Source organism: Streptomyces roseicoloratus, from assembly GCF_004117935.1.
Taxonomy (GTDB): Bacteria; Actinomycetota; Actinomycetes; order Streptomycetales; family Streptomycetaceae; genus Streptomyces; species Streptomyces roseicoloratus.
Window position 1 is genome coordinate 133,775 of sequence record NZ_SDOY01000131.1, and the last position, 13,613, is coordinate 147,387.

At 73.5% G+C, this 13,613-nt stretch carries 11 protein-coding genes; 3 read left to right on the forward strand and 8 right to left on the reverse strand.

Features of this window, described 5'->3' with window-relative positions:
- Positions 1–4: 4 nt before the first annotated feature.
- The 6 genes from ESG85_RS19725 to ESG85_RS19750 form a co-directional block, all read right to left on the reverse strand.
- Complete coding sequence (locus ESG85_RS19725) at positions 5–376, reverse strand: PIN domain-containing protein (RefSeq protein ID WP_128981038.1); 372 nt, start codon at positions 374–376, stop codon at positions 5–7.
- A 71-nt stretch (positions 377–447) separates the two neighbouring features.
- Positions 448–2,586: a 3-hydroxyacyl-CoA dehydrogenase NAD-binding domain-containing protein gene (locus ESG85_RS19730; protein ID WP_128981040.1), complete on the reverse strand. Its 2,139-nt coding sequence runs from the start codon at positions 2,584–2,586 to the stop codon at positions 448–450.
- Positions 2,583–3,809: a thiolase family protein gene (locus ESG85_RS19735; protein WP_128981042.1), complete on the reverse strand. Its 1,227-nt coding sequence runs from the start codon at positions 3,807–3,809 to the stop codon at positions 2,583–2,585. Before ESG85_RS19735 ends, ESG85_RS19730 begins: the two co-directional genes overlap by 4 nt.
- Positions 3,810–4,078: 269 nt before the next feature.
- Positions 4,079–5,359, reverse strand: a complete 1,281-nt coding sequence (locus tag ESG85_RS19740; RefSeq protein WP_128981044.1) for a ribonuclease D — start codon at positions 5,357–5,359, stop codon at positions 4,079–4,081.
- Between the two features lie 205 nt (positions 5,360–5,564).
- Entirely contained in the window at positions 5,565–6,230 is a 666-nt protein-coding gene (locus tag ESG85_RS19745) for a response regulator transcription factor (protein ID WP_017242457.1), read from the reverse strand.
- Positions 6,231–6,508: 278 nt separating this feature from the next.
- Complete coding sequence (locus tag ESG85_RS19750) at positions 6,509–7,213, reverse strand: DUF3000 domain-containing protein (protein ID WP_128981046.1); 705 nt, start codon at positions 7,211–7,213, stop codon at positions 6,509–6,511.
- A 91-nt stretch (positions 7,214–7,304) separates the two neighbouring features.
- On the opposite strand from ESG85_RS19750, the gene hemE reads away from it, so the two are divergent.
- Entirely contained in the window at positions 7,305–8,381 is a 1,077-nt protein-coding gene (hemE, locus tag ESG85_RS19755; RefSeq protein ID WP_128981049.1) for a uroporphyrinogen decarboxylase, read from the forward strand.
- A gap of 203 nt (positions 8,382–8,584) precedes the next feature.
- Here the strand turns inward: hemE and ESG85_RS19760 are convergent, their stop codons facing one another.
- Together ESG85_RS19760 and ESG85_RS19765 are read right to left on the reverse strand one after the other, a co-directional pair.
- The gene (locus tag ESG85_RS19760; RefSeq protein WP_128981051.1) at positions 8,585–9,958 is read right to left on the reverse strand and encodes an FAD-dependent oxidoreductase; all 1,374 of its coding nucleotides are present in this window, start codon (positions 9,956–9,958) and stop codon (positions 8,585–8,587) included.
- 110 nt (positions 9,959–10,068) lie between these two features.
- The gene (locus ESG85_RS19765; RefSeq protein ID WP_128981053.1) at positions 10,069–11,109 is read right to left on the reverse strand and encodes a DUF4349 domain-containing protein; all 1,041 of its coding nucleotides are present in this window, start codon (positions 11,107–11,109) and stop codon (positions 10,069–10,071) included.
- Positions 11,110–11,261: 152 nt separating this feature from the next.
- Here ESG85_RS19765 and hemG point away from each other — a divergent pair, with 152 nt between their 5' ends.
- Positions 11,262–12,860 carry a protoporphyrinogen oxidase gene (gene hemG / locus ESG85_RS19770; RefSeq protein WP_128981056.1) on the forward strand — a complete coding sequence of 533 codons (1,599 nt, stop codon included), beginning with the start codon at positions 11,262–11,264 and terminating at the stop codon, positions 12,858–12,860.
- 17 nt (positions 12,861–12,877) lie between these two features.
- Positions 12,878–13,591 carry a hydrogen peroxide-dependent heme synthase gene (gene hemQ / locus ESG85_RS19775; protein ID WP_128981058.1) on the forward strand — a complete coding sequence of 238 codons (714 nt, stop codon included), beginning with the start codon at positions 12,878–12,880 and terminating at the stop codon, positions 13,589–13,591.
- Positions 13,592–13,613: the final 22 nt, after the last annotated feature.

Genomic DNA, 13,613 nt, shown 5'->3' on the forward strand with positions numbered 1-13,613 from the left:
CGGCTCAGGGCAGACCGCGCGGCCCCACGCACTCCGCGCCCGCCTCCGCCACCCGCCGCCGCAGCTCCCGGTCGGCCGTGACCACCAGGCACGGCCGGCCGGCCGCGTCCCGGGCCAGCTCCACGATCAGGTCGTCGCCGCTCCCGGGCGCCTCCTCGACCCGTACGCCGGGCACCGACTCCACGCCCCGCGCCCGGCCCTCCACGACCAGCACGATCTCGTACGCCCCGCCGTGCGGCCCGTCCGGCGGCCCGCCGCGCTCGGCGAGCCGGTCCCGCAGCCGCTCGGCGGCCCCGCGCCGGTCCTTCCACCACCCGTCGGGCACGGACCCGACCACATTGGCACCGTCGACGATCAGCAGCGGCAGCAGTTCCATGGGGACAGCATGACGGCCCGGCACCACCCCTGTGGTGCCGGGCCGTCACCCGTACGGGTCATGCCGCGGTGTTACGCGGGAACGCTCGCGACGCCCTGCGCCAGGAACCGCTTGCCGTTGACGCGCTCGGAGACGCCCTCACGGTCCAGGTACGGCGTGATGCCGCCCAGGTGGAAGGGCCAGCCGGCACCGGTGATCAGGCAGAGGTCGATGTCCTGCGCCTCGGCGACGACACCCTCCTCCAGCATCAGGCCGATCTCCTGCGCCACCGCGTCCAGGACGCGGTCGCGGGCCTGCTCCTCGGTCAGGACGACGTCGCCCTGCTTCAGGAGCGCGGCGACCTCGGGGTCGAGCTCCGGCTTGAAGCCGTTCTCCGGCTTGTAGACGTAGAAGCCGCGCTTGCCGGCCTCGACGACCGCCTTCAGGTTGGGGGAGACCGTGAAGCGCTCCGGGAAGGCGCGGTTCAGGGTCTCGGAGACGTGCAGACCGATCGCCGGGCCGACGAGCTCCAGGAGGACCAGCGGGGACATCGGCAGACCCAGCGGCTCGACCGCCTTCTCCGCCGTCTCGACGGGGGTGCCCTCGTCGATGATGTTCTGGATCTCGCCCATGAAGCGGGTCAGGATGCGGTTCACGACGAACGCCGGGGCGTCCTTCGTCAGCACGCCCGTCTTCTTCAGCTTCTTGGCGACGGCGAAGGCCGTGGCCAGCGAGGCGTCGTCGGTCTTCTCGCCGCGGACGATCTCCAGGAGCGGGAGGACCGCGACCGGATTGAAGAAGTGGAAGCCGACCACGCGCTCCGGGTGCTGCAGCTTCGAGGCCATCTCCGACACCGACAGCGAGGAGGTGTTGGTGGCGAGGATCGCGTGCGCCGGGGCGACCGCCTCGACCTCCGCGAACACCTTCTGCTTGACGGACATCTCCTCGAACACGGCCTCGATGATGAAGTCCGCGTCCGCGAAGCCGACCGCCTTGTCCAGGACACCGGAGACCAGGCCCTTGAGACGGTTGGCCTTGTCCTGGTTGATGCGGCCCTTGCCGAGCAGCTTGTCGATCTCGCCGTGGACGTAGCCCACGCCCTTGTCGACGCGCTCCTGGTCGATGTCGGTCAGGACGACCGGCACCTCGAGGCGGCGCAGGAAGAGCAGGGCCAGCTGGGAGGCCATCAGACCGGCGCCGACGACACCGACCTTGGTGACCGGGCGGGCCAGGTTCTTGTCCGGCGCGCCGGCCGGGCGCTTGCCGCGCTTCTGCACCAGGTTGAAGGCGTAGATGCCGGAGCGCAGCTCGCCGCCCATGATCAGGTCCGCGAGGGCCTGGTCCTCGGCGTCGAAGCCCTTCTGCAGGTCGCCGTCCTTGGCGGCCTCGACGATGTCGAGGGCACGGTAGGCGGCCGGGGCGGCGCCGTGCACCTTGGAGTCGGCGACGGCACGGCCCTTGGCGACGGCCTGGTCCCAGGCCTCGCCGCGGTCGACCTCGGGACGCTCGACCGTGACGGAGCCGTTGAGGACGCCGGCGGTCCAGATCAGCGACTGCTCGAGGAAGTCGGCGCCCTCGAAGATCGCGTCGGCGATGCCGAGCTCGAAGACCTGCTTGCCCTTGAGCTGGCGGTTCTGGTTGAGGCTGTTCTCGATGATGACCGAGACGGCCTTCTCCGCGCCGATCAGGTTCGGCAGGATCGTGCAGCCGCCCCAGCCGGGCACCAGGCCGAGGAAGACCTCGGGCAGCGAGAAGGCCGGCAGGGCCTTCGAGACGGTGCGGTAGGTGCAGTGCAGACCGACCTCGACGCCACCGCCCATGGCGGCACCGTTGTAGTAGGCGAAGGTCGGCACGGCGAGGCCGGACAGCCGCTTGAAGACGTCGTGGCCGCCCTTGCCGATGGCCAGCGCGTCCGAGTGCTGCTTGAGCAGCTCGACGCCCTTGAGGTCGGCGCCGACGGCGAAGATGAACGGCTTGCCGGTGATGCCGACGCCGACGATCTCACCGTTCGCGGCCTCGGCCTCGACCTGGTCGATCGCCGTGTTCAGGTGGGCGAGCGACTGCGGGCCGAAGGTGGTCGGCTTGGTGTGGTCGAAGCCGTTGTCCAGCGTGATCAGCGCGAACCGTCCGGCGGCCGCCGGGAGTTCGAAGTGACGTACGTGGGCCGAGGTGACGACCTCGTCCGGGAAGAGCTCGGCGGCGCCCTTCAGAAGCTCTGCGGTGGTGCTCACTTGCTGCCTCCGGCGTCCTTGTGGTTCGGGTTCTCCCAGATGACCGTGGCGCCCATGCCGAAGCCGACGCACATGGTGGTGAGGCCGTAGCGGACCTCCGGCTGCTCCTCGAACTGGCGGGCCAGCTGCGTCATCAGACGGACGCCGGAGGAGGCGAGCGGGTGGCCGTACGCGATGGCGCCGCCGTACTGGTTGACGCGGGCGTCGTCGTCGGCGATGCCGTAGTGCTCCAGGAACGCGAGGACCTGGACGGCGAAGGCCTCGTTGATCTCGAACAGCTGGATGTCGTCGATCGTGAGACCGGCCTTGGCCAGCGCCTTCTCGGTGGCCGGGATCGGGCCGTAGCCCATGACCTCGGGCTCGACGCCGGCGAAGGCGTAGGAGACCAGGCGCATCTTGACCGGGAGGTTGTTCTCCCGGGCGAAGTCCTCGGAGGCGATGATCGAGGCGGTGGCGCCGTCGTTGAGGCCGGCCGCGTTGCCCGCGGTGACGTTGCCGTGGACGCGGAACGGCGTCTTCAGGTTGGCCAGCGACTCCAGCGTGGTGCCCGGCCGCATCGGCTCGTCGGCGGTGACCAGGCCCCAGCCGGTCTCGCCGCCCTCGGGCGAGGTGCGGCGGACCGAGATCGGCACCAGGTCCTGCTGGATCTTGCCGTCGGCGTACGCCTTGGCGGCCTTCTCCTGCGAGCGCACCGCGTACTCGTCGGCGCGCTGCTTGGTGATGCTCGGGTAGCGGTCGTGCAGGTTCTCGGCGGTCATGCCCATGAAGAGGGCGGACTCGTCGACCAGCTTCTCGCTGACGAAGCGCGGGTTCGGGTCGACGCCCTCGCCCATGGGGTGACGGCCCATGTGCTCGACACCACCGGCGATGACGGCGTCGTACGCGCCGAAGGCGATGGAGCCGGCGACCGAGGTGACGGCGGTGAGGGCACCGGCGCACATGCGGTCGATCGAGTAGCCCGGGACGGACTGCGGAAGGCCCGCGAGGATGCCGGCGGTGCGGCCGAGGGTCAGGCCCTGGTCACCGATCTGCGTGGTCGCGGCGATGGCGACCTCGTCGATCTTCTTCGGGTCGAGGCCGGGGTTGCGGCGCAGCAGCTCCCGGATGGCCTTCACGACGAGGTCGTCGGCGCGGGTCTCGTGGTAGATGCCCTTCGGGCCCGCCTTGCCGAACGGGGTACGGACGCCGTCGACGAAGACGACGTCCCTGACGGTACGAGGCACGATGGCTCTCCTCCAGGTGCGGGATGGCACTGCTGCTGCTGGGCGCGCGGCCCGGCACGCGGCTAAGCGCGCGCTTGCTCCCCCCATGCTACTTGCGGGTAACCAGGCTGCCCAGTCCCCCCGCCCCAAGCGGCGAAGGTCACACTCTTCCGGACCCCCGTTCCGGGGCGCGCACCCGCCCCGGAAGCCGCCGGTTCCGTGCCCGGGTACGGCGAAGCCCCCGGGACCGGGACGGGTCCGGGGGCTTCGCGAACGGGATCGGGGCGGGCTCAGGCCGTCGCCGTCAGGGCCGTGACCAGCAGCGGCGTCACCAGCTCCACCTGCCACGGGCGGGCGCCGTGGCCGGTGAGGGCCGCCGCGACCGCGTCGGGCGCCGCCGCCGGCGGCTCCCAGCAGACCCGGCGCACCGTGTCGGGCGTGATGAGGTTCTCCTGCGGCAGGTTCAGCTCCTCCGCGAGGGCCGACACCGCGGTGCGGGCCGCCGCGAGGCGGGCCGCGGCCGCCGGGTCCTTGTCCGCCCAGGCGCGCGGCGGCGGCGGACCCGCCACCTGCTGGCCCGGCTGGGGCAGCTCGGCGTCCGGCAGGGCCTTCGCCCGGTCCACGGCGGCCTGCCACTGCTCCAGCTGGCGCCGGCCCATCCGCTGGCCGAAGCCGGGCAGGGCGGACAGGGCGCCCGCGTTCGGCGGCAGCGCCAGCGCCGCCTCCACGATCGCCGCGTCGCTCAGCACCTTGCCGGGCGAGACGTCGCGCCGCTGTGCGATCCGGTCGCGGGCCGTCCACAGCTCCCTCACGACCGCCATCTGGCGGCGCCGGCGGACCTTGTGCATGCCCGACGTGCGGCGCCAGGGGTCCTTGCGCGGCGGGGCGGGCGGCGCGGAGGCGATGGCGTCGAACTCCTGCAGGGCCCAGTCCAGCTTGCCCTGCCGGTCGAGCTCCTTCTCCAGTTCGTCGCGCAGGTCGACCAGGAGCTCCACGTCCAGCGCCGCGTACCGCAGCCAGGGCTCGGGCAGCGGGCGGGTGGACCAGTCGACCGCCGAGTGCCCCTTCTCCAGGGCGTAGCCGAGGACCGACTCGACCATCGCGCCGAGCCCGACCCGCGGGAAGCCGGCCAGCCGCCCGGCCAGCTCGGTGTCGAAGAGCCGCGTCGGCATCATGCCTATGTCACGCAGGCACGGCAGGTCCTGGGTCGCGGCGTGCAGGATCCACTCGGTGCCGGCCAGTGCCTCGCCGAGCCCGGACAGGTCGGGACAGCCGACCGGGTCGATCAGCGCGGTGCCCGCGCCGTCACGGCGCAGCTGGACGAGATAGGCGCGCTGCCCGTACCGGTAGCCGGAGGCGCGCTCGGCGTCGACGGCGACGGGGCCGCGGCCGGCGGCGAAGGCGGCGACCACCTCGGCGAGGGCGTCCTCGGTCGCGACGACGGGCGGAATGCCCTCGCGGGGTTCGAGCAGCGGGATCGGCAGCCCACGCGGAGGGACGTCGTCGTCCGAGGGGGCGCCCCCGGTGGTTCGCAGTGCGGTGTCACTCGCGGTGTCTTGGGCGTCGGTCACCTGTCAAGGGTATCTGTGTGTGGCAAGCGCCGGACGCCGGAACATCCGGACCGGTCGGAGACCGGGCCGGATGCGGGGGAGAGGGGACGGGGGAAGCGGAGGGATACGGAGGGGATACGGAGGGGGAGGTACGGGGCGAGGTGCAGAGGGAACGTTCCGTCGGTGGTCGGACGGTGTCGTCACCCTGTGGGCGGGGCGCCGCCGCTCAGTGGATGATCCCGGTGCGCAGGGCCACGGCGACCATGCCGGCGCGGTCGCCGGTGCCCAGCTTGCGGGCGATGCGGGCGAGGTGGCTCTTCACGGTGAGGGCCGAGAGGCCCATGGAGACGCCGATCGCCTTGTTGGACTGGCCCTCGGCGACGAGCCTGAGCACCTCGACCTCGCGGCCGGAGAGCTCGCGGTAGCCGCCCGGGTGGCTCGGGGCACCCGGGGGGCGGCGGTGGCCGAGCCGGGCGGCGGCGGAACCGATCGGAGCCGCGCCGGGCCGGGTGGGGTGGCCGATGTTGGTACGGGTTCCGGTGACGACGTAGCCCTTGACGCCCCCGGCGAGGGCGTTGCGGACGGCGCCGATGTCGTCGGCGGCGGAGAGGGCGAGGCCGTTGGGCCAGCCCGCCGCTCGGGTCTCGGACAGCAGGGTCAGACCGCTGCCGTCGGGGAGGTGGACGTCGGCCACGCAGATGTCGCGCGGGTTGCCGACGCGGGGACGGGCCTCCGCGATGGACGACGCCTCGATGACGTCGCGCACCCCGAGCGCCCACAGGTGGCGGGTGACGGTGGAGCGGACGCGCGGGTCGGCCACGACGACCATGGCCGTCGGCTTGTTCGGGCGGTAGGCGACCAGGCTTGCGGGCTGCTCGAGGAGAACGGACACCAGGCCTCCTGGGGAAGGTGCGGGACGGAGCCGGCTCGGGGAAGAAGCCGGGGGCGAACCCGTGCTGTGAAGGGGTCACTGACTCCTTCGGCAGCTGGGCCGCCCGCCTTTAGGGAAAGATCACGATTTAGTGAGTAACAATTGGGGCAATTCGGACGCGCGATCGATCATCGTACGAGCCTCACGCGTTCGGCACTCGAAAGTGTCCGAAAAACGATGCTGTGAGACCTCTGTCGGTCACCCGCACGTGACCCGCACGGTCATCCGCCGGTGTGTCGTCACTGCTGCTGCGGTCCCCGCCGCTGAGGCAGGGTGACGACCCCCGCCCCCGACGTCGTCCCCGCGCCCGGCTCCGCCGGCGCCGGCGGCAGCCCCGCCACCTGGCACAGCAGATCGCACCAGGCCGCCAGGTGCGTCCCCGCGTCCGGCACCCCGGCCGGACCCTCCTGCGGCGTCCACGAGGCCCGGATCTCGATCTGCGTCGCCGGCCGCCGCTCCGCGAGCCCGCCGAAGTAGTGCGAGCCCGCCATCGTGACGGTGCCGCTCGCCTCCCCGTACGCCAGGCCCCGCGCCTCGAACGCCCCGGTCAGCCAGGCCCAGCAGACCTCCGGGAGCAACGGGTCCGCCGCCATCTCGGGCTCCAGCTCCGCCCTGACCAGCGTCACCATCCGGAAGGTGCCCTTCCAGGCCTCGTGCCCGGACGGATCGTGCAGCAGCACGAGGCGCCCGTCCGCCAGGTCCTCCTCGCCCTCCACGACCGCCGCCTCCAGGGCGTACGCGTACGGGGCCAGCCGCTGCGGCGGCCGGGTCGGGTCGACCTCGATCTCCGGCCGCAGCCGGGCCGCGCGCAGCCCCTCGACCGCCCGCCGGAACGCCGCCGGCACCGGGTTCCTCTCCGTGGGTTCCACGCTGTCGCCCGCCGTCTGCCTCGTCCCTCGAATGCCGTCGGAATGATCGGAAGAATGTCCCTGAGCCGCAGCCATGCGGGGAAGAGTAGGCGGAACGGGGCCCGTGCGCAGGGAGGGACACCCGGGCGGGGCAAGCGGCTTCTCGCCACATGCGAAGATTCTTGGCGTGAGCGCCAACCACGGCCCCGAGGGGCAGCAGACGAAGCACCAGCAGCAGACGTACGACTCCGCCTTCCTCAAGGCGTGCCGGCGCGAGCCCGTGCCCCACACGCCCGTCTGGTTCATGAGGCAGGCCGGGCGGTCCCTGCCCGAGTACCTCAAGGTCCGCGAGGGCATCCCCATGCTCGAGTCCTGCATGCGGCCCGAGCTGGTCACGGAGATCACCCTGCAGCCGGTGCGCCGCCACAAGGTCGACGCGGCGATCTACTTCAGCGACATCGTCGTCCCGCTCAAGGCCATCGGCGTCGACCTCGACATCAAGCCGGGCGTCGGCCCGGTCGTCGCCGAGCCGATCCGCACCCGCGCCGACCTGGACCGGCTGCGCGACCTGACCCCGGAGGACGTCTCCTACGTCACCGAGGCCATCGGCATGCTCACCGCCGAGCTCGGCGCCACTCCGCTGATCGGCTTCGCCGGCGCTCCGTTCACCCTCGCGAGCTACCTCGTCGAGGGCGGTCCCTCGCGCAACCACGAGCACACCAAGGCGCTCATGTACGGCGACCCGCAGCTGTGGGCCGATCTGCTCGACCGCCTCGCCGAGATCACCTCCGCCTTCCTCAAGGTGCAGATCGAGGCCGGCGCCTCCGCCGTCCAGCTGTTCGACTCCTGGGTCGGCGCCCTCGCCCCCGCGGACTACCGCCGCTCGGTCATGCCGGCCTCGGCGAAGGTCTTCGACGCGGTCGCCCACTACGGCGTCCCTCGCATCCACTTCGGCGTGGGCACCGGCGAGCTGCTCGGCCTCATGGGCGAGGCCGGTGCCGACGTCGTGGGCGTCGACTGGCGCGTCCCGCTCGACGAGGCGGCCCGCCGGGTCGGCCCCGGCAAGGCGCTCCAGGGCAACCTCGACCCGGCCGTGCTGTTCTCCTCGCGGGAGGCCGTGGAGACCAAGACGGACGAGGTCCTGGCCGCCGCGGCGGGCCTGGAGGGCCACGTCTTCAACCTGGGCCACGGCGTCCTGCCGACCACCGACCCGGACGCCCTGACCCGCCTGGTGGACTACGTCCACACCCGCACCGCCCGCTGACCGCCGGGCCCGGGCGCCCGGCCGGGCCGGCTGCCCGCCGGGCCCGCTGACCGCCGGGCCCGGGCGCCCCGGGCAGGATGGCGTCCGCCGAGCCGGTTTCCGTGGCGGCACGCACGCTCGCACGCGAGGCGCGCGTGCGAGCGTGCCACGTGCGTGCCACGGCCGGACCCCGCGGCCGCGAGGTCAGCCCGCCGGCCGGACGGTCAGCCCGCCGCCCGGACGGCCCCGACCGCCTTGCGCGCCGCGACGAGCACCGGGTCCCAGACCGGGGAGAACGGCGGCGCGTAGCCCAGGTCCAGGCCGACCATCTGCTGCACCGTCATGCCCGCCGTGAGGGCCACCGCCGCGATGTCCACCCGCTTCCCGGCGCCCTCCCGGCCGACGATCTGCACGCCGAGCAGCCGCCCGGTCCGCCGCTCGGCCAGCATCTTCACCGTCATGTTCGCCGCGCCCGGGTAGTAGCCCGCGCGGCTCGTCGACTCGACCTTCACCGACACGAACCGCAGGCCCACCGCCCGGGCGTCCTTCTCCCGCAGCCCGGTCCTGGCGATCTCCAGGTCGCACACCTTCGACACCGCCGTCCCCACCACACCGGGGAAGGTCGCGTAGTCGCCGCCCACGTTGGAGCCGATCACCTGACCGTGCTTGTTGGCGTGCGTGCCCAGCGGAACGTGCCGCTCCCGCCCCGACACCAGGTCGAGGACCTCCACGCAGTCACCGCCCGCCCACACGTTCTCCTGTCCGCGCACCCGCATCGACAGATCGGTGAGCAGCCCGTCGTACGTGCCGAGCGGCAGACCGGCGGCCCGCGCCAGCGAGGTCTCCGGCACCACGCCCGTGCCGAGCACCACCACGTCCGCCGGGTACTCGCCGTCGTCCGTCGCCACCGCCCGCACCCGGCCGTCCTCACCCGTGAGGATCTTCGTCACCGGCGCCGAGCCGACCGTCGTGATGCCCAGACCGTCCATCGCCTCGTGCACCAGCCGGCCCATGTCCGGATCCAGCGTCGCCATCGGCTGCTCGCTCCGGTTCAGGACGGTCACCTCGAAGCCGTGCCCGAGCAGCGCCTCCGCCATCTCCACGCCGATGTAACCGGCGCCGACCACCACCGCCCGCCGGCCCTTCGCCCGGGCCAGCGCGTCGATCAGCGCCTGGCCGTCGTCCAGGGTCTGCACGCCGTGCACGCCCGGCGCGTCGATCCCGGGCAGCGGCGGCCGCAGCGGACGCGCGCCCGTCGCGATCACCAGCTTGTCGAAGCCCGTCCAGGACTCGGTGCCGGACTCCAGGTCCCGGGCGCGCACCCGCTGCCGGTCCAGGTCGAGCTCGGTCACCTCCGTGCGCATCCGCAGGTCGATGTCCCGGGCCCGGTGCTCCTCCGGGCTGCGGGCGATCAGCCCGTCGAGGGAGGCGACGTCGCCGCCCACCCAGTACGGGATGCCGCAGGCCGAGTACGAGCTGAAGTGCCCGCGCTCGAAGGCGACGATCTCCAGTTCCCCGGAATCCTTGAGCCTGCGGGCCTGCGACGCGGCGGACATGCCCGCCGCGTCGCCGCCGATGACCACCAGTCGCTCTGTCATACGAACACGCTACGACGACGCGGCCGTTCGGCCGGGGCCTTGGGCGTCTTCCGTGTCTTGGGAGTCTTGGGAGTCTTCGGAGTCTTCGGGGCCTTCGGGGTCTCTGCGTCCTAGGCGTCTGCCCTGTCTTCCGGGTCTTCGGCCCGCGCCGCCGGCACACCCGCCGCGTTCGCCGCGCCCGCGGCGTCCGGAGCCGGCCACGGGCGGGCACCCCGGGCGTCGGCCCGGTCCCGCGCCCGCCGGCGCAGGCGCGGGCGGAGCGCCCGGCGCCACACCGCGTACAGCACCGCCCCGACCGCGAGCCACGGCGCGAGCGCGGCGAGGACCACCAGGATCCAGGCGACGGCCGCGACCAGGGCGTCCCAGCCGCCGCGCAGGGCGTCACCGAGGCCCGGCCGCCGGTCCTCCTCGGCGGCGTGCGGACCCTCGGGCTCGGACAGCCGGAGGGTGATCGTCGCCAGCGTCGTACGGTCCTTCAAGGAGGCCTGCTGGGCCAGCAGCGACTCCAGCTCCGCCTGACGGCGGCTCAGTTCGCCCTCCAGGGTCACCACGTCGCTCAGCCGCGTGGCCCGGTCCATCAGCGCGCGCACCCGGGCCACGCTCGCCCGCTGGGTGGCGACGCGGCTCTCCACGTCCACGACCTGCTCGGTGACGTCCTTGGCGTCCGCCCTGCGGGCCAGCAGCCTGCCCGCGCCCGCCAGTTCGGCGAGCACGGAGTCGTACCGCTCCTGCGGCACGCGGAGCACCAGCCGGGAGGTGACATGGGTGTCGTCGACCCGTTCGGTCGTCTCGTTCTCGACGTGACCGCCCGCGCCGGCCACCACCCGGCGGGCCGCGGCCGCCCCCTTCGTCGCGTCCCCGACCTCGACGTCCAGTTCGGCGGTGCGGATCACGTGCTGCCGGGCCGCCGCCCGGGCGGAGCCGCCCGGCGGTGTGGTGGAGGCGGGCGAGGCTGTGTCCGCGGCCCCGGAGCCGGTGCCGGCGGCCCCGTCGGCCGCGGACTCCGGTCCCGCGTACGCCGGCTTCTCCGCGCTGACGCCCCCCTTGCCGTCCGCCTTCGCTCCGGCCCCGATGTCGTTCGCCCCGCAGCCCGTCAGGACGAGCGAGACGGTCAGCAGCGCCGTGGCGGCGGCCGTACGACCTCTTCGCATCCGAACCCCCCAAGGTCCTCGTGAGTGTGTGTCGCGTCGTGGTGCCCGTTGGACGTGGGCGCGGGGGAGCGGGTTGCGGTCCGGCGGTAGCGAAGCGGTCACGGTACGGCCTCGGATCGGGAGGGCACGGGCGATTTGAGAGAGTGGGTCCCATGAGCGGCCCCAGGAACGCGAACGTGAACGTGAACGCGCAGACCACGCCCGACCGGACCACGCCCAGCCCGACCACGGACGGACGGCCCTCGGCCGGACCGGTCACCGTCGGCCGGTCGCCCGCCGGGCCGCCGCACGTCGTCGTCGTGGGCGGCGGCATCTCCGGACTCGCCGCCGCCCACCGGCTCGTCACCGCCGGCGCCCGGGTCACCCTCCTCGAAGGCGGCTCCCGGCTCGGCGGCAAACTGCTCGCCGGGGAGATCGCCGGGGCACCCGTCGACCTCGGCGCCGAGTCCCTGCTCGCCCGCCGCCCCGAAGCCGTCGCGCTCGCCGAACGGGTCGGCCTCGCCGACCGGATCCAGGCCCCCGCCACCACCACCGCCTCCGTCTGGTCCCGCGGCGAGCTCGTGCCCATGCCCAAGGGCCACGTCATGGGCGTCCCGGCGGACGGCCGGGCCGTCGAGCGGCTGCTCTCCGCCGAGGCCGTCGCCCGCATCGAGCGCGACCGCGAGCTGCCCCCCACCGAGATCGGCGAGGACATCGCCATCGGCGCGTACGTCGCCGAGCGCATGGGCCACGAGGTCGTCGACCGGCTCGTCGAACCCCTCCTCGGCGGCGTCTACGCGGGCGACGCGTACCGCATCTCCATGAAGGCCGCCGTCCCCGCCCTCTTCCGGGCCGCCCGCACCCACGCCACGCTCGGCGAGGCCGTCCGCGCCGTCCAGCGGGCCGGCGCCGCCACCCCGGCCGACGCCGCGGGAGCCGGCACCGGGATCGCCGGCGGCGGCCTCGGCGGCGCCGCCTTCGCCGGCCTGCGCGGCGGCATCGGCACCCTGCCGCTCGCCGTGGCCGACGCCGTCCGCGCCGCCGGCGGCGAGATCCGCACCGGCACCCCCGTCACCGGCCTGCGCCGCACCGGCCCCGACGGCTGGCAGGTCGTGACGCCGGAGCGGACCTACGCCGCCGACGCCGTCGTCCTCGCCACGCCCGCCGGACCCGCCGCCGCGCTCCTCGCGGACCACGCGCCCGCCGCCTCCGCCGAGCTGGACGCCGTCGAGTACGCCTCGATGGCCCTGATCACCCTCGCCTTCCGGCGCGCCGACCTGCCCGACGGCACCGGCCTGCCCGGATCCGGCTTCCTCGTGCCGCCCGTCGACGGCCACACCATCAAGGCCTCCACCTTCGCGAGCCGGAAGTGGGGCTGGATCGCCGACGCCGCGCCCGACCTGTTCGTGCTGCGGACCTCCGTCGGTCGGTACGGCGAGGAGGAGCAGGTCCACCGCGACGACGCCGACCTCGTCGACGTCTCACTCAAGGACCTGGGCGCCGCCACCGGCCTCGCCGCCCGGCCCGTCGCCACCAGCGTGACCCGCTGGATCGGGGGCCTGCCCCAGTACCCGGTCGGCCACCTGGCCAGGGTCGGACGCATCCGCACCGCCGTCTCCGCCCTGCCCGGCCTCGCCCTCGCCGGCGCCGTCTACGAGGGCGTCGGCATCCCCGCCTGCGTCGCCTCCGCCCACCGGGCGGCCGACGAGATCCTGGACGAGATCATCGCCACGTCGCAAAAGGCCGACCCTGGTGCGGGACACTGTCCGTGACGGGCGAGAATAGGCGTATGAGTGCGCCCGAAAAGATCCCGAACGCCGGTAAGAAGGCGAAGGACCTCAACGAGGTCATCCGCTACACCCTGTGGTCTGTGTTCAAGCTGCGCGACAACCTGCCCGAGGACCGGGCCGGCTACGCCGACGAGGTCCAGGAGCTGTTCGACCAGCTCGCCGCCAAGGACATCACGATCCGCGGCACGTACGACCTGTCCGGTCTGCGCGCCGACGCCGACGTCATGATCTGGTGGCACGCCGAGACGAGCGACCAGCTCCAGGAGGCGTACAACCTCTTCCGCCGTACGAAGCTGGGCCGCGCCCTGGAGCCTGTCTGGTCGAACATGGCGCTGCACCGCCCCGCCGAGTTCAACAAGTCGCACATCCCGGCCTTCCTGGCCGACGAGACCCCGCGCGACTACGTCTCGGTCTACCCGTTCGTGCGCTCGTACGACTGGTACCTGCTGCCGGACGAGGACCGCCGCCGGATGCTCGCCGACCACGGCAAGATGGCCCGCGGCTACCCGGACGTGCGCGCCAACACGGTCGCCTCGTTCTCGCTCGGCGACTACGAGTGGATCCTGGCCTTCGAGGCCGACGAGCTCCACCGGATCGTCGACCTCATGCGCCACCTGCGGGCCTCCGAGGCGCGGATGCACGTCCGCGAGGAGATCCCGTTCTACACCGGCCGCCGCAAGAGCGTGCCGGACCTGGTGGCCGGCCTGGCCTGACCGGCCGCCGCTCCTGTCCCGG